The 24,589-nt window shown below is 45.6% G+C and carries 14 protein-coding genes and 1 tRNA gene; 10 read left to right on the top strand and 5 right to left on the bottom strand.

What is annotated here, in order from left to right:
- The first annotated feature begins 31 nt into the window (after nucleotides 1-31).
- On the top strand, nucleotides 32-2,482 hold the full coding sequence (locus tag HMPREF1195_RS08570) for a GBS Bsp-like repeat-containing protein (RefSeq protein ID WP_023919840.1): 2,451 nt from the start codon (nucleotides 32-34) through the stop codon (nucleotides 2,480-2,482).
- A gap of 468 nt (nucleotides 2,483-2,950) precedes the next feature.
- Here HMPREF1195_RS08570 and HMPREF1195_RS08565 read toward each other — a convergent pair whose 3' ends face one another.
- On the bottom strand, nucleotides 2,951-3,814 hold the full coding sequence (locus HMPREF1195_RS08565; protein WP_023919838.1) for an RluA family pseudouridine synthase: 864 nt from the start codon (nucleotides 3,812-3,814) through the stop codon (nucleotides 2,951-2,953).
- A gap of 103 nt (nucleotides 3,815-3,917) precedes the next feature.
- Between HMPREF1195_RS08565 and pbp2a the strand changes: the two genes are divergently transcribed.
- A complete protein-coding gene (gene pbp2a / locus HMPREF1195_RS08560) occupies nucleotides 3,918-6,152 on the top strand; it encodes a penicillin-binding protein PBP2A (RefSeq protein ID WP_023919836.1) in 2,235 nt (744 codons plus the stop codon).
- 492 nt (nucleotides 6,153-6,644) lie between these two features.
- Here the strand turns inward: pbp2a and ypfJ are convergent, their stop codons facing one another.
- Nucleotides 6,645-7,556, bottom strand: coding sequence for a KPN_02809 family neutral zinc metallopeptidase (gene ypfJ / locus HMPREF1195_RS08555; protein ID WP_023919834.1), 912 nt, complete (start codon nucleotides 7,554-7,556; stop codon nucleotides 6,645-6,647).
- Between the two features lie 144 nt (nucleotides 7,557-7,700).
- On the opposite strand from ypfJ, the gene rpmG reads away from it, so the two are divergent.
- From rpmG to nusG, 3 genes are all read left to right on the top strand, one after another.
- Nucleotides 7,701-7,853 carry a 50S ribosomal protein L33 gene (gene rpmG / locus HMPREF1195_RS10825; RefSeq protein ID WP_003009043.1) on the top strand — a complete coding sequence of 51 codons (153 nt, stop codon included), beginning with the start codon at nucleotides 7,701-7,703 and terminating at the stop codon, nucleotides 7,851-7,853.
- Nucleotides 7,854-7,862: 9 nt separating this feature from the next.
- Nucleotides 7,863-8,039: a preprotein translocase subunit SecE gene (gene secE / locus HMPREF1195_RS08550; RefSeq protein ID WP_003002261.1), complete on the top strand. Its 177-nt coding sequence runs from the start codon at nucleotides 7,863-7,865 to the stop codon at nucleotides 8,037-8,039.
- A gap of 187 nt (nucleotides 8,040-8,226) precedes the next feature.
- Nucleotides 8,227-8,763 (top strand): transcription termination/antitermination protein NusG, encoded by a 537-nt coding sequence (gene nusG / locus HMPREF1195_RS08545; RefSeq protein WP_003002077.1) that lies wholly within the window; start codon nucleotides 8,227-8,229, stop codon nucleotides 8,761-8,763.
- A 251-nt stretch (nucleotides 8,764-9,014) separates the two neighbouring features.
- On the opposite strand, the gene HMPREF1195_RS08540 is transcribed toward nusG, so the two are convergent.
- Nucleotides 9,015-9,773 (bottom strand): hypothetical protein, encoded by a 759-nt coding sequence (locus tag HMPREF1195_RS08540; RefSeq protein ID WP_023919832.1) that lies wholly within the window; start codon nucleotides 9,771-9,773, stop codon nucleotides 9,015-9,017.
- Between the two features lie 147 nt (nucleotides 9,774-9,920).
- A tRNA-Cys gene (locus HMPREF1195_RS08535) sits at nucleotides 9,921-9,991 on the bottom strand.
- Between the two features lie 264 nt (nucleotides 9,992-10,255).
- Between HMPREF1195_RS08535 and rpsB the strand changes: the two genes are divergently transcribed.
- Together rpsB and tsf are read left to right on the top strand one after the other, a co-directional pair.
- A complete protein-coding gene (gene rpsB / locus HMPREF1195_RS08530; RefSeq protein WP_003002189.1) occupies nucleotides 10,256-11,038 on the top strand; it encodes a 30S ribosomal protein S2 in 783 nt (260 codons plus the stop codon).
- A gap of 82 nt (nucleotides 11,039-11,120) precedes the next feature.
- The gene (gene tsf / locus HMPREF1195_RS08525) at nucleotides 11,121-12,161 is read left to right on the top strand and encodes a translation elongation factor Ts (protein ID WP_003001949.1); all 1,041 of its coding nucleotides are present in this window, start codon (nucleotides 11,121-11,123) and stop codon (nucleotides 12,159-12,161) included.
- Between the two features lie 329 nt (nucleotides 12,162-12,490).
- Here the strand turns inward: tsf and HMPREF1195_RS08520 are convergent, their stop codons facing one another.
- Complete coding sequence (locus HMPREF1195_RS08520; RefSeq protein WP_003002130.1) at nucleotides 12,491-12,961, bottom strand: COG2426 family protein; 471 nt, start codon at nucleotides 12,959-12,961, stop codon at nucleotides 12,491-12,493.
- Nucleotides 12,962-13,115: 154 nt separating this feature from the next.
- On the opposite strand from HMPREF1195_RS08520, the gene HMPREF1195_RS08515 reads away from it, so the two are divergent.
- From HMPREF1195_RS08515 to HMPREF1195_RS08505, 3 genes are all read left to right on the top strand, one after another.
- The gene (locus HMPREF1195_RS08515; RefSeq protein WP_003001978.1) at nucleotides 13,116-13,637 is read left to right on the top strand and encodes a Dps family protein; all 522 of its coding nucleotides are present in this window, start codon (nucleotides 13,116-13,118) and stop codon (nucleotides 13,635-13,637) included.
- Between the two features lie 215 nt (nucleotides 13,638-13,852).
- Complete coding sequence (locus tag HMPREF1195_RS08510; RefSeq protein WP_023919830.1) at nucleotides 13,853-20,680, top strand: Ig-like domain-containing protein; 6,828 nt, start codon at nucleotides 13,853-13,855, stop codon at nucleotides 20,678-20,680.
- Nucleotides 20,681-20,783: 103 nt separating this feature from the next.
- Nucleotides 20,784-24,494, top strand: a complete 3,711-nt coding sequence (locus HMPREF1195_RS08505; protein WP_023919828.1) for an alpha-L-fucosidase — start codon at nucleotides 20,784-20,786, stop codon at nucleotides 24,492-24,494.
- Nucleotides 24,495-24,589 lie beyond the last annotated feature (95 nt).

Genomic DNA, 24,589 nt, shown 5'->3' with positions numbered 1-24,589 from the left:
CAATCCGTATAAAAAATTGTAAGGAAGATACATGAAAAAGAAAGATCTTATTTTTTATGCTGGGACAGCCGTTTTGTTGGCTTTCTCGACACAACAAGTCAAAGCCGATGAGCAACATGCGTCTGATCAAATACCAGAAAATACATCAGCTGTCGTTGCAACAACTTCATCAGAAGCACAGAATACCGTGAGCGAAGGAGTAGTAGTTGAGAAAGGTATTCAGACAGAAAATACCGTTGCAACAGAGGCAGCACCTGTCACACCGACTCTTAGCAATAACCAGTCTTCTGACAAGGGCACTAGCGACAAGGTTGTATCAGAGCAACCAGCACCAGCTGTGGTAGCTAGTCGTGCACCATATGGCGCACGCGCACGAGTGGTAGCAGCAAGAAATGAGAGTGTTCCTCAACAGGAATCTCCAGTTTCTGCAGATTTGACTATTGCAAAATCAGAGTCAGACGGCACCTTCACCATTACGGCTAAGAATCTTCAAGGCTTGGATGGTTATGAAGAAGTGAAGATTCCATTCTGGTCTCATGCCAATGGGATGAAAGACATCATCTGGTACACTCCAAGTCGCCAAGCAGATGGTTCTTATACTGTAACAGCCAAAGCTAGTGACCACGAAAACGCTGATGGCAAATATGAAGCGCAAGTTTTCTATGTGGATGCTAAAGGCCAAAACAAGTTTGTTAAGAAAGCCTTTATCGATTACACAGCTCCTAAACCATCTGCTGATCTGACCATTACAAAATCAGAGTCAGACGGCACCTTTACCATTACAGCTAAGAACCTTCAAGGCTTCGACAGCTACAAGGAAGTGAAGATTCCGTTCTGGTCTCATGCCAATGGGATGAAAGATATCATCTGGTACACTCCGACACGTCAAGCAGACGGTTCATATACTGTAACAGCCAAAGCTAGTGACCACGAAAACGCTGATGGCCAGTATGAAGCGCAAGTTTTCTATGTGGATGCCCAAGGCCAAAACAAGTTTGTCAAGAAAGCCTTTATCGATTACACAGCTCCTAAACCATCTGCTGATCTGACCATTACAAAATCAGAGTCAGACGGGACTTTCACTATTACAGCTAAGAACCTCCAAGGTTTCGATGGTTATAAAGAAGTGAAGATTCCATTCTGGTCTCATGCCAATGGGATGAAAGATATCATCTGGTACACTCCGACACGTCAAGCAGACGGTTCATATACTGTAACAGCCAAAGCTAGTGACCACGAAAACGCTGATGGCCAGTATGAAGCGCAAGTTTTCTATGTGGATGCCAAAGGCCAAAACAAGTTTGTCAAAAAAGCCTTTATTGATTTCAAAAATCAATCACGTCCAACTGCTAGTCTCTTAATCCAAAACAACAACAAGGATGCGGGTACTTTTGACGTCATTATCAAGGATGTATACAGCCCTAAAGGTGTGCGAACTGTACAAGTCCCTACTTGGTCTGATAAGGACGGCCAAGACGATATTCGCTGGTATGAAGCGACTCGCCAATCAAATGGAGACTACAAGGTATCGGTCAAAGCGAGCGACCACAAAAACTCTACTGGTAAGTACCATATTCACCTTTACTATATTCAAAATGATGGTTCTCGTGTGGGTGTCGGTTCAACGACTACAGAAGTTGAGTTCCGAAATGCCCAGACGAAGACACAAACAGGGATCAAGAATGTCAATTCTGGTGCTGGAACCTATACGGTAACGGTGGATCAAGCGCCTCAGGGCCGTCGGATTAAGAACATCCGTGTCGCAGCCTGGTCTCAAGCACACCAAGAAAATCTTTTCTGGTATTCAACAGCACCTTCTGGAATGCATACAGAAGTGCAGGTCTCTGCAGCAAATCACCAGTACCAATCAGGCAACTATACCACTCACGTCTATGTGGATTATGTCGATGGTGGCGTTGAAGGCTTTAACCTTGGTCAAACAGCCCTTCATCCCCGTGCGACAGTAGATCAAACTGCTTTTAGTCCTCGTGTAACGAATGGACAACGGGACCGTGTCTTACGGGCAGCAGCTAGTCTAGTGGGCGTTCGTGGCGGAACTGCAGCTCACCAACAATTGGTCAATGATTATAACAGTGTCAAACCGCTTCCGGTTGGTTATGCAGTGAAGACGACCGATGACTGGTGTGATATCTTTGTCACAACAGTCTTCCAGCGGGAAGGTTTGAGTGGTTTGATTGGTCGTGAATGTGGAGTCGAACGTCACATCCAGATCTTCAAACGCTTGGGCATCTGGAATGAAGATGGTACCACTACACCAAAAGCAGGGGACATCATCACCTTTAACTGGGATCAAAATAGCCAACAAAATAATGGCTTTGCGGATCACATAGGAATTGTCGAGAGCGTCTCAAATGGGATCATTCATACCATTGAAGGAAACTCCAACAACCAAGTCCGTCGCAATACCTACCGAATCGGACATGGCAATATCCGTGGATTTGCAACCCCTCGCTATCAATAATAAAAAGGGAGTGGGAAAGAACTCTGACTAGTTAAAAAGAGTTCGTCTTCCCACCCCCGCACAGTTGATTAGGTCATCTTTGGAGCTTAAAAAGCGAACAAAGATGCCAATCAACCACTGCGTCATACAGTTATTTCTATCAAATATAAAAAGGCTGAACAGTTTTTGTCCAGCCTCTTTTTGTGGCTTCTTTTTTGAATGCAGATAAGTTTTTAAAATAAAATGAGAGATTCTGTCAATTGTTTTAAATGATTTTTATCTTTTGAATTATTCGATAATGACTGGAGACTTTACGCAGTGAGTAAAGTGCCTGAAACAATAACGATTCAGGCACTCGGAATTATTGAGACCTTAGGCTCAATAATTAGTCATGGAACTTCGTAGAAGTTCGCTGACGTCCGTACTTACCTAAGGAAAGTTTTTAATATGACTTTGTCTTCAATCTAAAAGAATCCTGTGGCTTCTTTTTTAGTCTCCCAATCCTTCTTCAAAACTCTTGGAAGGCGCCTCAACTTGTATGGTTTCAAGCGTTAATGGATTAGTGAAGGTCAAGCGGTGGGCATGGAGCATGAGTCGCTCTCCGCGTGCAGGGTTATAGAGAGGATCCCCGACAATCGGGTGCCCATGATGGGAGAGATGGACCCGGATCTGATGGGTGCGCCCTGTCTTGAGTTGGCATTTGACCAGGCTGTTTCGCCCGATTTTTTTCAGTTGCGTCACCTGAGTTTCTGCATACTGACCTTTTCGTGGATCGACCAGGCGCTTGCGCCGATCGTGGCGATCGCGTCCGATTTTATCCTTGTAGACGATAGTTTTTTGCGCTAAATTTCCTTGGATCAAGGCCCAGTACTCGCGTTGGATTTTTTTATCTTCCAAAATTCGGTTGAGTATAGGCAGAATAAAAGGATTCTTGGCAAATAAAATCGCTCCGCTGGTTTCCTTATCTAACCGGTGCACGACGTAGCAGGTGGATCCAACATAGCTGGAAACATGGTTGAGAAGAGCAATTTCCATCGGTTCGTTGGCATGGGTTTTCATGCCTTCGGGCTTATTGACGATGATGACGTGCTCATCCTGATAGAGTTCTTCGACGAGACTGGGGTCTCCTTCTGGGAGCTCTTTTTCAGGGTAATCGTCTGCGTCAAAGATCAGCCGGATCTGATCCCCTTTTTGAACGGGGCTCTGCCAGTTGATGGTCTCTCCATTCACCAAGACGTGTTTTTTGACCCGTAAAAAATGCCGGATCTTACGGGGGATGAGGAAGTAGTCTTCAAGGAGCTCTTTCACAGTCATTTGGGGAAAGGATTGTGGAATGGTAAATTGATAGTTCATGACCCTATTGTAGCAAAATCTAAGCTTAAAGAAAACTAAATGAGAAATAGCGAGGAGCTATCTTTTCTTGCTAGGACAAGGATAAGGTGTTACAATAACAGGTATGAATAGAATAAAAGAATTATTTGAAAACCTGATCACTTTTTTTAGAAAGGATCATCCGCCCAAAGCGGTGGCAGAAGAAGTGCCAGACACGGAACTACCGGAAGAGACAGTAGAGCCGACCTATAGTCGCTCAGGCAAGCACAGAAGCAAGCCTCTCTCTCAGCATCCTTTCCGTCGTTTTTGGCGCCGCTTCCATTTGACCAAGATTCTCCTGATCATTGGGCTAGGCTTTAGCCTCTTGACAGGGGGCTATCTCTTCTACCTCGCAAAGACGACCAACGTCAAAGATTTGCAGAATGCACTGAAGGCGACCACCATTATCTATGATAAGAATGGGGACCAGGCGGGAAGTTTGACCGGGCAAAAAGGAACCTATGTCGAACTCGATGCCATTAGTGAGAATCTGCAAAATGCCGTGGTCGCAACAGAGGACCGGAGCTTTTACAAGAATAGCGGGATCAACTATGGTCGCTTCTTCTTAGCGATTTTGACCCTGGGTCGCTCAGGTGGTGGGTCGACCATCACCCAGCAGCTAGCTAAGAATGCTTACCTGTCTCAGGACCAGACGGTGGAGCGTAAGGCCAAGGAATTCTTCCTGGCACTTGAAATTAATAAAAAATACAGTAAAAAAGAGATCCTCACCATGTACCTCAACAATGCCTATTTTGGAAATGGGGTTTGGGGAATTGAGGATGCTTCCAAAAAGTATTTTGGGGTTTCAGCCAGTCAATTAAGCCTAGATCAGTCAGCGGTTCTCGCAGGCATGCTCAAGGGACCGGAGATCTATAACCCGCTCTATTCAGTAGAGAATGCGACCAACCGCCGCAATACGGTCCTCCAAAATATGGTGGCGGCTGGCTATATTGACCAGAAAACGGCTGATCAGTCGGCTGCTGTCGATATCCATGGCCAGCTGGTCGATGCCTATGAAGGCAAGTCGGAGGATTACCGCTACCCATCCTATTTTGATGCGGTCATCAATGAAGCGGTCAATGAATACGGCCTGACCGAAGAAGACATTGTCAAAAATGGCTACCGGATCTACACCGAGCTGGATCAAAATTACCAAGCAAGCATGCAGGTGATCTATGACAATACGGCCCTCTTCCCAGTAGCAGAAGACGGCACGCGCGCGGAATCTGGTAGTGTGGCGCTTGATCCTAAGACCGGAGGGGTTCGGGCTCTCGTAGGGCGTGTCGGCAGCGATCAAAATCCAGGTTTCCGTACTTACAACTACGCTACCCAGGCTGCTCGTAGTCCAGGATCAACCATCAAACCTTTAGTCGTCTATAGCCCAGCTGTTGCTGAAGGTTGGTCGACCAATAAGGAGTTGGACAATAGTACCACCCAATATGGAAGCTATGAGGTCAATAACTATGCGGGAATCCAGTCTAGCCCAACGGTACCGATGTACCAGGCCTTGGCAGAGTCCCTTAACCTTCCAGCCGTAGCGACCGCTAATGATTTGGGTCTCGATACGGTCTTTGAATACGGGAAAAAATTCGGACTCAACATGGACAAGGTGGACAAGTCGCTTGCCGTTGCCTTGGGAGCTGGTGTGACAACTAATCCGATGCAGATGGCTCAGGCCTATGGAACCTTTGCTAACGGCGGGGTCATGAATGATGCTCACCTCATTACCAAGATCGAAAATGCAAGTGGCCAAGTGGTCAAGAGCCACAGCCAGAAATCAACTCGAGTGCTTAGTGGTTCAACGACAGATAAGATGACCAATATGATGCTTGGTACCTTCAGTAATGGTACAGGGGTGAACGCTGCGCCTTATGGCTATACCATGGCAGGGAAAACCGGTACGACAGAGACCAGCTTTAACAAGGACCTCTCTGGAGACCAATGGGTGATCGGCTACACGCCAGATGTGGTCATCAGTCAATGGCTTGGTTTCCCAACGACCGATGAAAATCACTACCTGACGGACAGTAGTGCTGGAACGGCATCAGAGATCTTCCGCAATGTTGCCAATAGTGTCCTGCCTTATACAGACGGTACCCAGTTTGACTCGGTGAAGAACTCTTATGCTGAAAATGGCATTGCGCCAGTCGGAGAAGAAACGACAGAAACAGATAGCAAAGAAGACAAAGGTTTCTTTGAGGATGTCAAAGAGAAGGCGTCGAATATGGTCGATGATGCGAAAAAAGCAATCGATGAGGCCGATATCCCAGGAAAAGCAAAAAACGCTTGGGATACCTTTAAAGGCTGGCTTGGTTTCTAATCAAAAAACGATTCAGAGGAATTTCTGAATCGTTTTTTGCAGATTGAAGACAAAGTCTTCTTAGAAACTTTCCTTAGGTGAGTACGGATGTCAGCGAACTTCGAAGAAGTTCCATGACTAAATTAAGATACAAAGGGCGTTCGCGGATAAAGTCAAAATAGGAAGTTTGACGCAGAATCTTTAGATTCTAGGAAGACTTATCTTTTTGACACGATCCGCAGCCCGTGTTCGATTCGTTTTGAACCCATTCGCTTTTCAAATTTTAGGCTCATGCTAAAACAGTTCCCCGAACTGTTTTACTTCCAAAACTCCCGAGTGCTAGAAACACTAGTGTTTCTAGCACTTTTCTCACGGCGAAAAGTTTCTGTTGAAATGATCCTAATAGTATTAATTATTTTAATTTTTCAACGTCACTTAAGTTGTTTTATGTAAAATGCAATTTATCTATATTCTAAAAGATCTATTCAGAAGGATTTCTGAATAGACCTTTGTTTAAAGTTCACTATCTGACAAGCTAAAGGTATCGCCGTGTTGGAGATCCCCGTACTGGTAGCCCCGTTTGAACCAGCGCATGCGCTGTTCCGAAGTTCCATGGGTAAAGCTATCTGGCACCGAGTAGCCGTAGGCTTGCTCCTGGAGAGTGTCGTCCCCGACGGCATGGGCTGCATTCATGGCTTCTTCGATATCGCCGATATCTAGAAGGTTTCGGTCTTGAATCGAGCGGGCCCAGACACCGGCTAGATAATCGGCTTGTAGCTCAATGCGGACACTGATGGCATTTCGTTCCTTTTCAGAAAGACCTTGTTGCATCCGATGGTATTTGCCAAGGATTCCCAGCTCGTTTTGTACGTGGTGGCCGACTTCGTGGGCGATGACGTAGGCCATAGCAAAGTCACCGCTAGCCTTGTATTTGGTTGTCAATTCCTTGTAGAAGCTCATATCCAAATAAATCTTTTTGTCGGTTGGACAGTAGAAGGGACCAGCCGATGCTTGCCCAACTCCACAGCCTGTCTTTGTCCGTCCGGTATAGAAGACTAGTTTGGGCTCCTGGTAGGTGCGTCCTTCGGCCTGAAAGACCTTGTGCCAATGATCTTCTGTTGTGGCAAGGACCTTGCTGACGAACTCAGCATCTGCATCATCGACATGGGTCTTGTTGGTGCGCGTGACTTGGGTGGACTGGTAAGGTTGAGAAGAAGTCCCATTTCCAAAGAGACCCCCAAGGCTAGCTCCTCCTCCTAGAAAGACTATGAGGAGGATAATGATGATCTTACTCTTGAAGCTTCCAGGCGATAGTAAGATCTGTAAAATCCCCCCGCCAAGGTTACTGTTTCCTGAAGATTGGGAGTAGCTTTGCCCTCGACGGTCTTCGATATTTCTACTTTCTTTTAGGTTATCACTTTTCATATTCGTCTCCTTTTGTTTTATTTTACCAAAAATGAGGAAAAAACCAGAGTGATAACGCTTTAGATTTGCTTTTTTCTTGACAGGAGATTTTCTGTCCTTGTCAAAACGTGGAAAACTTGCTATAATGGGGTGAACGGAGGCGTTATGGCATTAAAAAAAGCAAGTCTAGCGTGTACGGTTTGTGGGTCACGCAATTACTCCATTAAGTTGAGTGGGACGCCAAAACCAACACGTCTAGAAGTCAATAAATTCTGCAAACATTGCAGCAAGTATACCATCCATAAAGAAACACGATAGGAGAGAGTTGTGAAATTCATTAAAGATATTTTCGTCTTACTAAAAGATACAACTTGGCCAAATCGCAAGGAAAGATGGAAAAACTTTATCTCAGTGATTGAGTACACCGCTTTCTTTGTTGCATTGATTTATTTGTTCGACAAAGTCATTGCACGTGGCCTATTGCACATGATCAATTTCTTTTAAGAAAAGAAGCCATGTGGGATCCTCAGGGTCCCACTTTTTGTAGTCTTTTCTTAAAAATAAATCAGCAAACCTCTTTGCATTCCTGCAAAATGTGGTATAATGAAGCTAGGAAAAGGAAAGCCAAGAGGCTTTTTTTAGTATGTTCACAAAAGCTCGAGCAGGCTAAACAGAAAGAAAGGATACCCAAATGGACAGTTTTGATAAAGGCTGGTTTGTACTACAAACCTACTCAGGATATGAAAATAAGGTAAAAGAGAATCTTTTGCAACGTGCGCAAACTTACAATATGTTAGAAAACATCTTGCGCGTAGAGATTCCAACTCAAACCGTACAAGTTGAGAAAAACGGTAAAACCAAAGAAATCGAAGAAAATCGCTTCCCAGGTTATGTCTTGGTAGAAATGGTCATGACAGATGAAGCTTGGTTTGTCGTTCGGAATACACCGAACGTTACAGGTTTCGTCGGATCACACGGGAACCGTTCAAAACCAACTCCATTGTTGGAAGAAGAAATCCGCAGCATCTTGCTCTCTATGGGTCAAACCGTTCAAGAGTTTGATTTGGATGTCAAGGTGGGCGATACGGTTCGTATCATCGACGGTGCCTTCACAGACTATACTGGTAAGATCACTGAAATTGATAACAACAAGGTGAAAATGGTCATTTCTATGTTTGGTAACGATACAGTTGCAGAAGTGAATTTGAACCAAATTGCTGAATTGTAAGAAAGAGAGAGTGGGACAGCTTCAACAGTCTGGGAGACTGTTGAAGGTTGCAGATAAAGGAAACATAGTTTCCGTCAACATAGGGCATCTTTGAAGCTTAAAAAGCGAACAAAGACTTAGGATACTTGCTTCGCAAGTTCTATCCGCCACCTCAAAGCAGTGCTTTGAGCGCTCAACCACTGCGTCTTGCTCGACAATCCAAAAATAATTGAGAGGCTAGGACTTTTGTCCCAGCCTCTTTTGATTGCTTATTATTGATTTTTATCCAGGCCAGTGATCTTTTTTAACTGCTTGGTTTCTGCAGCAGACGTAACATTGAAGATCTTATTTCCTTGTGTAGAAAAGCTAGATTCATCTCCGTTGCTATCTTTATAGACATAGCTGGTCCCATTTTCTGAACGCATAATGGCATAGGGTTTTCCGAGACGTTCGAGGGCCGTTTTTGGTGTATCGGATTTGGAAATGCTGCCAGTAGACTGGTGGTTGGCATCGCCCCCTCTTAGTCGGAAGGTGATATCTGTTAACACATTATTGCGGAAGAAAGCCATGATATCGCCATTGTCTGTTGCCCATACATTGACTCCATCACCAGGATTCGCACTGTCTGTGCTACTTACGGGTTGACCAAAGGCTGCAACTACGTCATCGTAACTGCTTCTTTCTTTTGGCCCACCAACCTCTTGTCCATCTTCGGTTCTTAATACAAAACCGGTGGTAGGGTGGAGGTTCTTGAGCTTTTCGATCTCAGGAATGGATGCAGCTCCTGGCACATATTGGAGAGATGCGCCATCATCTGGATCCAAGCTGAAGCGACCTGAAAAATCATCTGAGCTACTGCTGTCTGAAGAAGTGTTCGACGATTTACTAGATGATGTTTTGGTAGAAGATTGTTTGATCGGTTTTCTAGAACTAGAAGCGGTTTTTGCTGGTTGCGCAGAATTGGCGGGTGAGCAAGCGGCTAGTGTCACTAGTGAAAGAAGGCCGATCGCAAAGAAACGAATGTTTTTCATAAATACCCTTTCTAATGTGTGTGCTTCGCCTATCAGGCGAGGTTTTATTATATCAATAATCAAGGAATGGGGCAAATGGCAACAAAAAACCCCCTATTGCTAGGGGAATTTTTAAAAGATAAAAGATGATAAAAAATTTTATTATCAAGGCGGTAGACGGATTTGAACCGACGATCAAGCTTTTGCAGAGCCGTGCCTTACCACTTGGCTATACCGCCATAACATATAATATTGTAACCTAAAAATAAAGATAGGTCAAGAAAAACTTTTTACGTCAAACAACTTTAGAAAACCATTTCATCGTAGGGATTGAAAAAATCTCTCAAATAGCTTGCGAATTCTAGTGATTTCTGCTATACTTATAGAGTTGTCTAAGACAGCAAATACTCATCTCGGATCCATTGTGGCACCGTTGCCCTTGTGGTCGTGCTGCAAGTTGACGTCTGAGAGAGGAGAAAAAAACAAAAAAGGAGAAACTACTCATGGCAGTAATTTCAATGAAACAACTTCTTGAGGCTGGTGTACACTTCGGTCACCAAACTCGTCGCTGGAACCCTAAGATGGCTAAGTACATCTTCACAGAACGTAACGGAATCCACGTTATCGACTTGCAACAAACTGTAAAATATGCAGACCAAGCATACGACTTCATGCGTGATGCAGCTGCAAACGATGCAGTGATCTTGTTCGTAGGTACTAAGAAACAAGCTGCTGATGCTGTTGCAGAAGAAGCTGTTCGTGCAGGTCAATACTTCATCAACCACCGTTGGTTGGGTGGAACTCTTACTAACTGGGGAACAATCCAAAAACGTATCGCTCGTTTGAAAGAAATCAAACGCATGGAAGAAGATGGAACTTTTGAAGTTCTTCCTAAGAAAGAAGTTGCATTGTTGAACAAACAACGCGCTCGTCTTGAAAAATTCTTGGGCGGTATCGAAGACATGCCTCGTATCCCAGACGTAATGTACGTTGTGGATCCACATAAAGAACAAATCGCTGTTAAAGAAGCTAAGAAATTGGGTATCCCAGTTGTAGCGATGGTCGACACAAACACTGACCCAGATGATATCGATGTTATCATCCCAGCGAACGATGACGCTATCCGCGCTGTTAAATTGATCACTGCGAAAATGGCTGACGCTGTTATCGAAGGACGTCAAGGTGAAGACAGTGTTGCTACAGTAGAAGCTGAATTGGCAGCTACTGAAGGTCAAGCTGATTCAATCGAAGAAATCGTTGAAGTTGTAGAAGGCGACAACGCTTAATTTCATTCAATAAGTAACGAACCTAAGAGGGCAGGGCTCAGCCCGACCCTCTTATTTTATTAAAAAATATAGGAGAACAAAAATGGCAGAAATTACAGCTAAGCTTGTAAAAGAATTGCGTGAAAAATCTGGTGCCGGTGTCATGGACGCTAAAAAGGCATTGGTTGAAGTTGAAGGTGATATCGAAAAAGCGATCGAATTGCTTCGCGAAAAAGGTATGGCTAAAGCAGCTAAGAAAGCTGACCGTGTTGCCGCTGAAGGTTTGACTGGTGTTTATGTCAACGGTAATGTTGCAGCAGTTGTTGAAGTGAATGCTGAAACTGACTTCGTTGCGAAAAACGCTCAATTCGTTGAATTGGTAAACGCAACAGCGAAAGTGATCGCTGAAGGTAAACCAGCTAACAACGAAGAAGCTCTTGCTTTGACAATGCCTTCAGGTGAAACTCTTGAAGCTGCATACGTATCTGCAACAGCTACAATCGGTGAAAAGATTTCATTCCGTCGTTTTGCTTTGCTTGAAAAAACAGATGCACAACACTTCGGTGCTTACCAACACAACGGTGGACGTATCGGTGTTATCTCTGTGATCGAAGGTGGAGACGAAGCACTTGCTAAACAAATCTCAATGCACATCGCTGCAATGAAACCAACTGTTCTTTCATACAAAGAATTGGATGAACAATTCGTGAAAGATGAATTGGCACAATTGAACCACGTCATCGACCAAGATAACGAAAGCCGTGCAATGGTTGGTAAACCAGCTCTTCCACACTTGAAATTCGGTTCAAAAGCACAATTGACTGACGAAGTGGTTGCTCAAGCTGAAGAAGATATCAAAGCTGAATTGGCAGCTGAAGGTAAACCAGAAAAAATCTGGGATAAAATCATCCCAGGTAAAATGGATCGCTTCTTCTTGGACAACACAAAAGTTGACCAAGCCTACACTCTTCTTGCACAAGTCTACATCATGGATGACAGCAAGACAGTTGAAGCTTACCTTGAATCAGTAAATGCTTCAGTTATCGAATTCGTTCGTTTTGAAGTTGGTGAAGGTATTGAAAAAGCTTCAAATGACTTTGAAGCAGAAGTTGCAGCTACAATGGCAGCAGCTCTTAACAACTAAGAATAAAAAAATAAGAGGTTTCGAAGGAAACCTCTTTTTTGTGTGGAAAATATCTTATATCATTGTTTAAGCTGTTTTATAATATTAAACAAACTTTGTTTTCAAAAAATAACAGACGTTACCGAAGATTCATCCAGATACTTTCTGAAACTTTCCGCCGTGAGAAAAGTGCTTGAAACAATGAAGTTTCAAGCACTCGGGAGTTTTGAAACTTTAGGTTCAAAACTAAGTCATGGAACTTCATAGAAGTTCGCTGACGTCCGTACTCACCTAAGGAAAGATTCAGAGAAGATATTATGTGAATTGATATCATGGGCTCATTCATTTGCTTAATGTGCGAAGGTATCGATTCCTAGGAGCAGGGACAGGGTTCCCATGATGAGGCCGGCTAGGATTACTCCGAGCATGACTGCGAGGCTACTGCGTTTGAAGTCCCAGTCGAGGATAGAAGCTGCAAGGGCTCCAGTCCAGGCACCAGTTCCGGGAAGAGGAATTCCCACAAAGAGCAACAAGGCCCAGAAGATACCCTTGTCACCTGCAGCTTTTTCTAATTTCTGTCCGCCTCTATGACCCTTATTGAGACACCAGCTAAAAAAGCCTCCGATAATTGGTTTTTTTGCCCCCCAAGTAAGAATATGGCGGGCGAAAAAGAAGATCAGAGGGACAGGGAGAAGATTTCCGATCACTCCGATCAGGAGCGCTGTCCATAAGGGAATACCATTTGCAATGGCAAAAGGGATGGCCCCGCGCAATTCAACAAGGGGCACCATGGAGATCAGGAAGGTAAAGATATATTTCATTAGTCAAGCCTTTCGATTAGTCTTCTTCATTCTATCGTATCTTTTCTCAATTGACAACTATGATCTTTTTTAATCTTTTATCTTGACTTTCTGGTGGAGGAAGCATATAATAAAGACATAGTTAATTAGAATCATTATAAAAAGGAGAAATGACATGACAACTATGAAACATGAAGCAGCTACTGATGTAGCAACTTTTGCACCTTCAAATAAAGAAACTCTTCCAGAAACAAAAGCTCTCTTGAACCAAGTCGTAGCAGATCTCTACGTGGCTCACATTGCCCTTCACCAAGTACACTGGTATATGCGTGGACGTGGCTTTATGGTTTGGCATCCAAAAATGGACGAATACATGGACAGCTTGGATGCAACCTTAGATGAAGTGAGCGAACGCTTGATCACTCTTGGTGGTGCGCCATATTCTAGCATGACTGAATTTTTGGAACACAGCAATATTGAAGAACGCCGTGGAACATTTACAAAAAATGTAGAAGAAAGCTTGACACGTGTTCTTGAAATCTTCCATTACCTTGATGGCCTTTACCAAAAAGCTTTGGATGTTACCGATGCTGAAGGCGACGATGTAACCAACGATATCTTTGTTGGGGCTAAAGCAGAACTTGAAAAGAACATTTGGATGGTGGCTGCTGAACTTGGTCAAGAACCAGGATTATAAGATCATAAAAAAATAGAAGCCGTGGGCTTCTATTTTTTTGGTTTGTAGGAGATTTCCACTAATTAAAGGAATTCTTAATCTAACTATAGTTGGAGCGAAATCGAGGCCTATCGCTCCTCTTTTTTTGGTATAGTTAATATGTGATTTTCTGGAAGCGTTCGCAGGTATAAGAAAGCGCTTACAAATTTAATTGTTAATCCTAAGAGGAGGTTTTTATGGGAAAGTCTTTTTTTGAAAAGCGTCCTGTTTTTAGTATTCGTAAGCTCTCAGTTGGAGCTTGTTCTGTTGTGATTGGGATTTCTGCCTTGGGTCTTTCAAGGGTCCATGCGGAAGAAAAGCCAGCCCTCGAAAGTGAACCGACTTCGATGGAGACACCAAGTGTTGCGACGAAAAATTCAGAAGCGGAAGTTCCTGAAGCTGGTGCAAGAGTTTCAGAAGCTCCAGCTGTCATCACCCCTACCAGAGCTGAGGGAAAGCCAGCGCCTCAAGGCGAGGAGGGCCAGCCTGTTTCTACTTCATCTGAGCGTGCTACAGGAACGGAAGAAACTGCTGCTCCAGATAAAAATCGTGTAGCGGAGGATATTGTGCAAGATAGAGAACGTGATTTTAATAAAGATTGGTATTTTAAATTAAATGCGGCTCCTGGTGCAGAAGGGCGTCAAGTGGATGTCAAGGATTGGAAAAAATTAGATCTTCCTCATGACTGGTCTATTTTCTTTGATTTCGATCACAACTCTCCTGCTCAAAATGAAGGGGGGCAATTAAACGGTGGGGATGCTTGGTACCGTAAGACCTTCCGTTTGGATGACAAAGATCTAGATAAGAAGGTTCGCTTGGAATTTGGCGGGGTTTACATGGATTCCAAAGTCTATGTAAACGGACAATTCGTCGGTCATTATCCAAATGGCTACAATGCCTTTTCTTATGATATTACTCCTTATTTGAATGCGGATGGAAGCGAGAATACCATCGCCGTTCATGTGGTCAATCAACAACCAAGTAGCCGTTGGTATTCTGGTAGCGGGATTTACCGGGATGTTAAGCTGAGTGTAACGGACAAGGTTCATTTAGCGCAGTATGGGACTACGATTACGACCCCTCAGTTGGAAAAACAGCAAAATGGGGCAGTGGATACGGTGGTGAAGAGCCGCATTGTCAACCAGGATGATCAAGCCCATAGTATTTATGCGGAATATGAAATTGTCGATCAAAATGGCCAAGTGGTGAGCGAAAAAACGCGTAGTGAAGCACAAGCTGTTCTAGCAGGTCAAGCGATCAACCTTTCTCAAACCTTGCATGTTGAAAAACCCACCCTCTGGGATGTGAAAACGGATCATCCAGCTCTCTATACCTTGTATACGCGGGTTTATCGGGATTCGCAGTTGGTCGATGTGCAAAAGGAACGCTTTGGTTATCGCTATCTGAACTGGACGCCAGAAGGTGGCTTCTTCCTCAATGGGGTGGCGACGAAATTCCACGGGGTATCCCTTCACCATGACCACGGGGCTCTTGGAGCTGAGGAAAACTACAAGGCTGAATACCGTCGTCTCAAACAGATGAAGGACATGGGAGTCAATGCGATCCGGACGACCCACAACCCAGCCAGTGAACAAACCTTAAAAATTGCGGCTGAGTTGGGCTTGATGGTCCAAGAAGAAGCCTTTGATACCTGGTATGGTGGCAAGAAGCAATACGATTATGGTCGTTTCTTTGAAAAAGATGCCACTCACCCAGAAGCTCGTAAGGGGGATACTTGGTCAGATTACGATCTACGGACCATGGTAGAGCGGGACAAGAACAATCCAGCCATTGTCATGTGGTCAATCGGTAACGAAGTCGGTGAAGCAGATGGTTCAGACAAATCTGTCGCAACTGTTCGTCGCTTGGTCAAGACCATCAAGGACGTGGATGCAACCCGCTATGTCACCATGGGAGCTGATAAATTCCGCTTTGGTGATGGATCAGGAGGCCATGAAAAGGTAGCAGCAGAGCTTGATGCGGTTGGCTTCAACTATTCAGAAGCCAACTATGAAAGCTTACGGGCGAAACATCCAAACTGGCTCATTTATGGTTCGGAAACCTCTTCTGCGACGCGGACACGGGGTTCATACTACCACCCTGAAAGAGAATGGGTAGGAAGCAACCAAGAAGACCGCCACTATGAACAATCAGATTACGGCAATGACCGGGTTGGTTGGGGTCGGACAGCGACCGCCTCTTGGACCTTTGACCGCGATCATGCCGGCTATGCAGGACAATTCATCTGGACTGGTACGGACTATATCGGTGAGCCAACCCCATGGCACAACCAAAATGACACACCTGTAAAAAGTTCTTATTTCGGTATTGTCGATACGGCTGGCCTTCCAAAGAATGATTTTTACCTTTACCAAAGTCAATGGGTATCGGCTGAGAAACATCCAATGGTGCATCTCTTACCACATTGGAACTGGGACAATCCAGAATTAGCCAATCGTGTCATGGATGAAGAAGGACGGATTCCTGTTCGGACCTTCTCCAATGCCCACAGTGTGGAATTGATTGTCAATGGGGAATCACAAGGAGTCAAGACCTTTACCAAGAAGACTACAGCTGATGGCCGAACTTACAAAGAAGGGGCGAATCCGGATGAACTCTATCTAGAGTGGTTGGTCCCTTATGTACCAGGTAAAGTGGAAGCTATTGCGCGCAACGAAGCAGGAGAAGTGATCGCGAAAGATCAAGTCGAAACAGCCGGCAAGCCTGCGGGTGTCCGTTTGTTGAAAGAAGAACACGCGATCGCAGCGGACGGTAAGGATTTGACCTATATTACCTACGAAATCGTCGATGAAGCAGGTCGTGTGGTGCCAACTGCCAATAATTTGGTGCATTTCCATTTGCATGGACAAGGCCAAATTGTCGGTGTCGATAATGGGGAACAAGCCAGCCGTGAACGCTACAAAGCGCAGGAAAATGGCTCATGGCAACGCAAAGCCTTCAACGGCAAAGGGGTGGTCATTGTCAAATCAACTGAGCAGGCGGGTGCCTTTACCCTGTATGCAGACTCAGATCGCTTGCAATCAGACCAAGTCAGCCTCTTTACAGGTAAGAAGGACCAAGCAGAACGCACTGTATTAGGTGTGGAACCTGTTCGACAAAGTGCTTATCTAGGAGAAAAACCAACCTTACCAAGTAAGGTCAATGTGGTCTATAGCGATGGCAAGGCCCAAGAAGAAGCCGTTGAATGGGATGCGGCAGACTATAGCCGTGCTGGCCAAGTCCGTGTGACAGGTCATGTTCAAGGACGCACGGTCGAAGCTCTGGTCGATGTGATCGGCGTGGAGCAAGTCCTTCCAGTCATCAAACAAATCCCGCAGGGAGCAGATCTAGCGACAGTGGATAAGACTGTGCAATTGGTCTTTACCGATGGGACCACTGCTCACTATGAGGTCGATCACTGGACCTTGGAAGCTGGTCAAGAAGATCAGTTGTCCACACCAGGAGCACGCTTGAAAGCGACAGGACTCCTAGGCAATGGGGAAACGGTCCAAGCGACACTAGTGGTTGCAGGAGGAGATGTAGCCAAGGCTAAGAAACCAACGGTTCAGCTAGATGGAGTAGCTCTTCCAAAATTTGGTAGTGGCAACCATACTATTTTCCGTACCCTCGCTTATGGCCAAGAGCCAGGTCAAGTCACAGCAAGTGCAGAAAATGCTCAAGTGACGGTCCTACAAGCTAATCGCGAAAATGGTTTGAAGGCTCAAATCTTTGTGACTGCTAAGGATACAGGAGCTGTACAGACCTATGTGGTCCAATTCCAAGAAGAAAGTCCACAGATCCAGCGTTTAGAATTGCGTCTGCCAGAAGGACAGGAACTCAAGGAAGACCAAACGGTACCACTTGAAGTCATTGCCCATTACCAAGATGGTAGCCAGGCAAGTCTCAAAGCAGATCAAATCGATGTGAAAACAAGAGCTGGTAGCCAAGGAAAAGCCGTCGCAACCAATAAAGGTTTGGAATTGCGAGAAGCAGGATTGGTTCATTTAGAAGCCAACTACCAAGGACAAACGGGAGAAGTCACCTTTACCATCACGCCAAATCCAGAAGAAAAGACAGTTGTGAAGGTGCGTCCTGTACGGATTAGTACGGATCGAAACGTTTTGCCAGCTCTTCCAGAGACCGTCTTGGTCGAGTATGACAAGGGATTCCCTAAAGAAAAACGTGTGACCTGGGATGCCGTGACAGCAGATCAAGTCAAGGATTACCATAGCTTTACAGTCACAGGTCATGTAGAGGGTGTGGAAAAAGAAGCCCAAGCTCAAGTCACCGTTGAAGGCATTATCGCTGTAGAAGAAGTCAGCACCACCACTCCAGTCGGCGAGAAACCAGCTCTTCCAGAAAGCGTGCGGACTTATCACTCCAATGGCAAGACCTATGCTGCCAAGGTGGCCTGGGATGCGGTCGATCCGCAACTCTTGGCTAAAGAAGGAGAAGTTGTCCTCTCCGGTCGTGTAGAAGGAACCAATCTTCCAACCCGTCTTCATATTCGTGTTTCCGCAAACACAGTCAAGGGTGCCAACGTAGCAGAACAATGGACAGGCTCAGTCTTGCCACTCGCTTTTGCAAGTGACTCTAACGATGCAGATCCAGTTGCTAAGGTCAATGACAAGGTCATCTCCTTTACCGATGCTCCAGCTAACCGTTGGACCAACTGGGGCCGTGACAATGCGGAAGATTCTGTTGGTATCTTGTTTGGGGATTCTGGTATCTTGACCAAGCGAGCAGTGGACAACCTCCATGTTGGTTTCCATGAAGACCACGGCGTTGGGGCTCCAAGTGAGTATGTGATTGAGTACTATACAGGGGAACAAATCCCAACAGTTCCAAGCAATCCAAATCGTGTCAAAGACGAAACAGACCATCCATTTAACAATCCAGCTAACTGGAAAGAAGTCAGCAACCTAACCGTTGAAGAACCGGTAGCAGCTGGTAAGATGAATCATTTCAGTTTTGATAAAGTCGACACCTATGCCGTTCGTATCCGTATGAAGACGCCAAAAGGCAAGCGTGGAAGCTCTATTTCAGAGATTCAGATCTTTGCCAATAAGATTGCGGCAGAAGAAAAGAGCCAGTTGACCATTCGCGTCAATGGCGATGTATTGCCAGGTGTCAACCCAAGTGTGACCGATTACTACATCGATGCGCGTGATCGGGCTTATCCACAAGTGGAAGCGACAGCCAGCCATCACGGCCTTGCAACGGTTGTTCCAAGCGTCCACGAAGGTGAGCCAATCCGCGTCATCCATAAAGCGGAAGATGGTACTATCTTACAAGAATACCGCCTCCATCTCACAAGTGATGCAGAAAAACTGAAACAAGCTGCTCCAGTAGCAGTAGAAGCAGGTAGCCGTTTTGTGAAAGTCGGTCAAGATCTAGTTCTACCATCTACAGTAGGTGTCTACTTTAAAGGGGACACAGGTTATGAACGCAAGGAACTGACGGTGGACTGGCAGGCTGTACCAGCTGATGCGCTTTCTCATGAAGGCAGCTTCACGCTGGAAGGAAAAGTCCTCGGCTATGATCTGACAGCTCAGCTGACCGTCCGGGTATCAGAAAAGACAGGAGAAAACCTCTCTGTGAACCGTGACTACAATGCAGAAGATACAAGAGCATTTGCTAGTGAAACCAATGATCTCGATCCAAATCAAATCGACTATATCGATTACATCAACGATGGTGGCTACAACGAATACTATCGCTGGACCAACTGGAAGAGAGAACCGGATCAAACTGAAGTATTTGCTGGTCTCATCTTCAAGAAAAATGGTCAAGTAACAGAGCGTTTGGTCAATAAAGTAGCGGTCGACTTCTTTGCAGATCAGGAAACAGGTCTGCCAACGAAAACCGTTCTTGAACGCTACATTGGTCCAGACTTTGATGTTCCGGATGATTATGGCAATCTGAAGAATCTTCCAGATCATCCATTTAACCAAGCCTCAAACTGGGAAGAAATTCCTTATAGCGTGGATTATGACTTTGAAGCTGGCTATATCTCTAACCTCAGCTTCAATGAAACCAGAACCAAAGCCATCCGTTTAAGAATGGTCCGTGATGAACATCTTAAAGGAATTGGAATCGTTGAATTGAGTGCCTATGCTCCAACAGAAGAGGCCCAGGCAACAACTGATGTCACGATCCAAGTGAATGGCAAAGACCTAGAAGGCTTTAAACCAGATGTGACAGATTATCATCTAGAGTATGAGGGAGAACGTCCAATCGTTTCAGCACAAGGCAAGAATGGAACAGCCGTTACGGTCGTGGATGCTAAAAGTGTCAATGCTCCAGTTCTTGTCAAGGTTGTCTCAGAAGATGGCAAGCTCGAAAAAGTATATCAACTTTCTCTCTCCGCAAAAGCACCTACAGGCTCAGCCATTCCTGAAGAAGGGGTCAAGAATCTGGTTCATACCAAACCAGAGTTGGTGATTGAGCCAGAAGAGATGGACTTTGAACGCTTAGAACGTCCAAATGCGGAACTTCCAAAAGGTGAGAAACGTGTGGTTCAAGAAGGCCAAAAAGGTCGCAAATTGCGCTTGGTGGAAGTTTCTCAAGAAAATGGTGTGGAAAGCCGGAAGGAACTGGATGCCTTTGTAGAACTAGATCCAGTGGCAGAAATTACAGAGGTAGGCACGAAAGAGGTACTTCCAGACACTCCACAACCAGAGCCACAACCAGAGCCACAGCCACAGCCGCAACCGCAGCCAGAACCACAACCGCTTCCGAACCCAGAGCGCCCTCATGTTTCAGAAGGACCAGTAGCTATCGCAACTCCTCAAGCATCTCTTGAGGTCAAAGCGGTGCGCCAGGAAGGGATAGATGCAGTAGTGAAGGAAGTCGAGAAAGAAACTCAAACACCAGCAGTTTCAGCTGCTCCAGTTTCCGAAGGTAGATTACCAAATACAGGAACGGAAGAAAGCGTCGCAAGCCTCGTTGCTGGAATCCTAGCGGCAGGCCTTGCTAGTGCTGTACTGGACGATCAGAAAAAAAGAGCCAAAAAGGCCAATTAAACAGCTAGAGAAACTAGCAAAAAGCGGTGAAAAGTTCACAGGTAAAAAGAAGGAGGATGGGGAAGCCCCACCCTCTTTACCTGGTGACATAAAGGAATAGAATATGGGAAAAAGATTAGTTGATCAGAGAAATCGATTTGGCATTCGTAAACTCTCAGTAGGCGTCTGCTCGGTAGTCGTAGCGACTTGTTTTTTAGGAGCTACTACCAGTTACGCAGAGGAACAAGCTGAGAATAGTGAACCACGTGAAGAACGGGTCGACACAAGCGATGTCGATCACCAAGGAAAGGAGGAGAAAACTGTGAACGAGCACCAAGAAGAATCAGAGCAGCCCTCAGCAACTACTAGCGAGAAAGAAAATCGCACAGCCAGTCAAGGGACAGAAGCCACTCAACCAGCCACTTCTCTAGATGAGGAGACTGAGATTGCGGATTACGGACCACTTCCAAGCAAGGCTCAGATGCAATACCACCGCGAAGAACTAGCAGCTTTCATCCACTTTGGGATGAATACTTACTACGATCGTGAGTGGGGAGATGGACAAGAAGATCCTTATTATTTCTATCCAGAGCATCTGGATACCGATCAATGGATCAAAACCCTGAAGGATGCTGGCTTTAAACGGACGATCATGGTCGTCAAGCACCACGATGGCTTCCTCTTGTACCCATCCAAATACACTGACCATACCATTGCCAAAAGTGGTTGGAAAGATGGAAAAGGCGATGTCCTAGCCGAGGTTTCTGCTTCTGCCAGCAAGTATGATATGGACATGGGGGTCTATCTCTCTCCTTGGGATGCTCACAGCCCGCTCTACCATGTGGATACAGAGGACAAATACAATGAATACTATCTCAACCAGCTTAAGGAAATCCTTGAAGATCCAAAATATGGGAACAAGGGTAAGTTCGTAGAAGTCTGGATGGATGGAGCGCGTGGCGATGGGGCTCAAAAAGTCACCTATACCTTTGACAAGTGGTTTGAAGCCATTCGCAAGGCCCAAGGGGATATTGCTATCTTCTCAGCTGAGCCGACCAATGTTCGTTGGATCGGAAATGAAAAGGGGGTTGCCGGAGATCCGGTTTGGCAAAAGGTCAATCCAGATAAGATCCGCAACAATCCATCCAATAGCTATCTCAATCACGGGGATCCGGAAGGGAAGCAATACTCAGTGGGAGAAGCCGATGTCTCTATTCGCTCCGGCTGGTTCTACCATGACAATCAAGAGCCTAAGTCCTTGCGCGAATTGATGGACATTTACTTCAAATCGGTCGGCCGTGGAACTCCACTCTTGCTCAATATTCCACCCAATCAAGACGGAAAATTTGCGGATGCCGATGTGGCCCGTTTGAAAGAATTCCGTCAGACCTTGGACCAACTCTACAGTGTGAACTATGCGGCAGGAGCTTTGGTAGAAGCTGACTCGACACGACGCAATTCTCTCTACAAGGCCAGCCATTTGACAGATGGAGATGAAAAGACCAGTTGGGCTCCGGCTGATGATGCCAAGACCGGATCTTTTGTTCTCGATCTTGGAAAAGAACAGCATTTTGATGTGGTAGAGCTCAAAGAAACGATCGAGAAAGGCCAACGGATTTCTGGTTTCACCATTGATGTGGCTGTGAATGGCCAATGGGTTCCATATGGGGCTGGCTCAACCGTAGGATACCGCCGTTTGATCAAAGGGCAACCAGTTGATAGTCGCTATATCCGGGTGTCCATCACTGATGCCCAAGCCACTCCAATCTTGAACGGTGTCTCTGTCTATAAGACACCAGCCAGCATTGAAGAAACCGATGGCTATCCGCTTGGTTTGACTTATCATTCCGACCGGACTGCTGAGCGGGCCAATGGTCAGTGGAATGAAGAGGGAGAAGGCGTCCGAGGCACTTCTATGTGGACCAAGGAAAAGGGGGCTTCGGTGACCTATCAGTTTGAAGGCACCAAGGCCTATGTGGTCGCAACTGTCGACCCTGGTCATGGGGAAATGGATGTCTATGTCGATGGCCAAAAGCTAGCTACCGTCAATACCCAAAGCCCAAGCCGCAAACGCAGCCAAAAGGTCTATGAAACACCGGACTTGGCAGCAGGATCTCACACCTTGACCTTGGTCAATAGCAAGGGAGATGCGATCGCAACAGAAGGGATTTATGCCCTCAATAATCAAGAAAAGGGGCTCTTTGAGTTTGCTCAGCCAACCCTAGCTGTTAAGAAAGGCGACCCAGCGCAAGTCGTTGTCAAGAGAAAAGGTGGCTCTAAAGGAAGTGCCAGTCTTAAATTGATCACAGAACCAGGAACAGGGGTTCATGGCAAGGTCTATAAAGATACCAACGTCACCCTTGAGTTCGCAGATGGCGAGACAGAAAAAACAGTCCAAGTTCCAACCCTTGATTTTGCGGGAAAAGCGACCGACGTCTATGACTTTAAGGTCAAATTGCTCCATCCGGATCAAGGAAGCTTGGTCGGCTTTATTCCAGAACTGACAGTCCAAGTGATGAATGAAGACCAGTTGCCAGAAAATCGCAAAGAAGTGGATGACCAAGATCCAAAACTGCACTATAGCCAAGGCTGGCATCATGAGACAGACAACAAAGACTTCTCAAATGGCACAGAATCTTGGTCTAGCTTTAACCAAGTGACCGATGAGGAAGGCAAGAAACACATTGAAGTGACCATTACCTTTAAGGGCACAGGTGTGGAGGTCCGAGGAGTAGTCGACCCAAGTCATGGGCTCTACAGCGTCACTTTGGATGGAAAAGAAATGGCCTTCGAAGAAGGTCGGGGCCATGATTATGAGATCGACAGCGATCATTATTTCAGTGGCTATGGAGACCAACGCAAGCTCGACCAGAGTTTGGTCAATCTGCAAGGCCTAGCAAAAGGCTACCACCAGCTACGCTTGCACTTAGATCCAGCCCTCAATGATCCTCAGTCATCTCGAGCCATCCAGGTAGACCGATTTATCCTCTCAGGGAAAGATAGTCAGTTGCTCAGTCAAGAGGAGCTGCAACAGATCATCAGAGAAGGAGTAGAAAAGATCAAGGCTACTTCTCTTGATCGCTTGAAAGCAGACCTCAAACCGACGGTTCAAGGACAATTAACGGACTTGACTCAGTTGTTGGATCAAGAGCGCCCAGATTTGGTTGCTGCAGCTAATCAAGTGGAAGCCCTTGAAACCATCTTAGAAGATGCTAAAAATTATGAACCCCTGACGCAGACACGCCCAGATCAAGGTGTTCGGGATTTGATTCTTGAAAAGCCAGAACTTCTCATCGAAGCAGAGGAGATTCCATTTGAGAGTCAAACGCGTGAGAACAAGGACTTGGCCAAGGGCGAGAGCCGAATCCTTCAAGCAGGGAAGGTCGGACGCCGCTTGAAATTAATCGAGGTTCGACAAGAAGAAGGCAAAGAAATTCGGACAGAAGTCGATGCCTTTGTCGAAGTGGAGGCCCAGGACCAGATCACAGAAGTCGGAACGAAGGAAGCGGAAGAAAGTCCGTTGATAGCTGATATGCCGACTCCAACCACTCCTGTCACTCCAAGTAAGGTGCAACCAGAAGTTGCGACTCTTTCTCAAGTTGAAGAGAAAAAAGAAAAAGAAAGACCAGTTCTCTTTCAACCGAAAATCCCAGAAGCAGTTTCTGTTTCGACTTCAGACCATCCGGAAAAAGAAGTGGTTGAAAGTCCTTCTCTACAATCGGAAGGAAAACTACCTCAAACCGGTACAAAAGAAGGTGGTTTCTTTGCTTGGTTAGGCCTTCTTGGTCTAGGTTTCTTGGGCGGAGGCGCCAAATTCGCTCGTCGCAAAGAGTAGTTCATTCTTTGCATAAGAGGTTAGTTCTCGCTAGCCTCTTTTGCTTTGTATTCTTAAGAGATTCCTATTTCCATAGAGTCTTTGCTTTATTTACA

The sequence above is a fragment of the Streptococcus parasanguinis CC87K genome (assembly GCF_000507765.1).
Taxonomy (GTDB): Bacteria; Bacillota; Bacilli; order Lactobacillales; family Streptococcaceae; genus Streptococcus; species Streptococcus parasanguinis_J.
The sequence above is the reverse complement of the archived record's forward strand: the minus strand, read 5'-3'. Positions and strand labels throughout refer to the sequence as shown.

What these genes read in the sequence shown, in the direction of transcription:
- HMPREF1195_RS08570 (WP_023919840.1), top strand. Translation starts at nt 32, where the DNA reads ATGAAAAAGAAAGATCTTATTTTTTATGCTGGGACAGCCGTTTTGTTG.
- HMPREF1195_RS08565 (WP_023919838.1), bottom strand. Translation starts at nt 3,814, where the DNA reads ATGAACTATCAATTTACCATTCCACAATCCTTTCCCCAAATGACTGTG.
- pbp2a (WP_023919836.1), top strand. Translation starts at nt 3,918, where the DNA reads ATGAATAGAATAAAAGAATTATTTGAAAACCTGATCACTTTTTTTAGA.
- ypfJ (WP_023919834.1), bottom strand. Translation starts at nt 7,556, where the DNA reads ATGAAAAGTGATAACCTAAAAGAAAGTAGAAATATCGAAGACCGTCGA.
- rpmG (WP_003009043.1), top strand. Translation starts at nt 7,701, where the DNA reads ATGGCATTAAAAAAAGCAAGTCTAGCGTGTACGGTTTGTGGGTCACGC.
- nusG (WP_003002077.1), top strand. Translation starts at nt 8,227, where the DNA reads ATGGACAGTTTTGATAAAGGCTGGTTTGTACTACAAACCTACTCAGGA.
- HMPREF1195_RS08540 (WP_023919832.1), bottom strand. Translation starts at nt 9,773, where the DNA reads ATGAAAAACATTCGTTTCTTTGCGATCGGCCTTCTTTCACTAGTGACA.
- rpsB (WP_003002189.1), top strand. Translation starts at nt 10,256, where the DNA reads ATGGCAGTAATTTCAATGAAACAACTTCTTGAGGCTGGTGTACACTTC.
- tsf (WP_003001949.1), top strand. Translation starts at nt 11,121, where the DNA reads ATGGCAGAAATTACAGCTAAGCTTGTAAAAGAATTGCGTGAAAAATCT.
- HMPREF1195_RS08520 (WP_003002130.1), bottom strand. Translation starts at nt 12,961, where the DNA reads ATGAAATATATCTTTACCTTCCTGATCTCCATGGTGCCCCTTGTTGAA.
- HMPREF1195_RS08515 (WP_003001978.1), top strand. Translation starts at nt 13,116, where the DNA reads ATGACAACTATGAAACATGAAGCAGCTACTGATGTAGCAACTTTTGCA.
- HMPREF1195_RS08510 (WP_023919830.1), top strand. Translation starts at nt 13,853, where the DNA reads ATGGGAAAGTCTTTTTTTGAAAAGCGTCCTGTTTTTAGTATTCGTAAG.
- HMPREF1195_RS08505 (WP_023919828.1), top strand. Translation starts at nt 20,784, where the DNA reads ATGGGAAAAAGATTAGTTGATCAGAGAAATCGATTTGGCATTCGTAAA.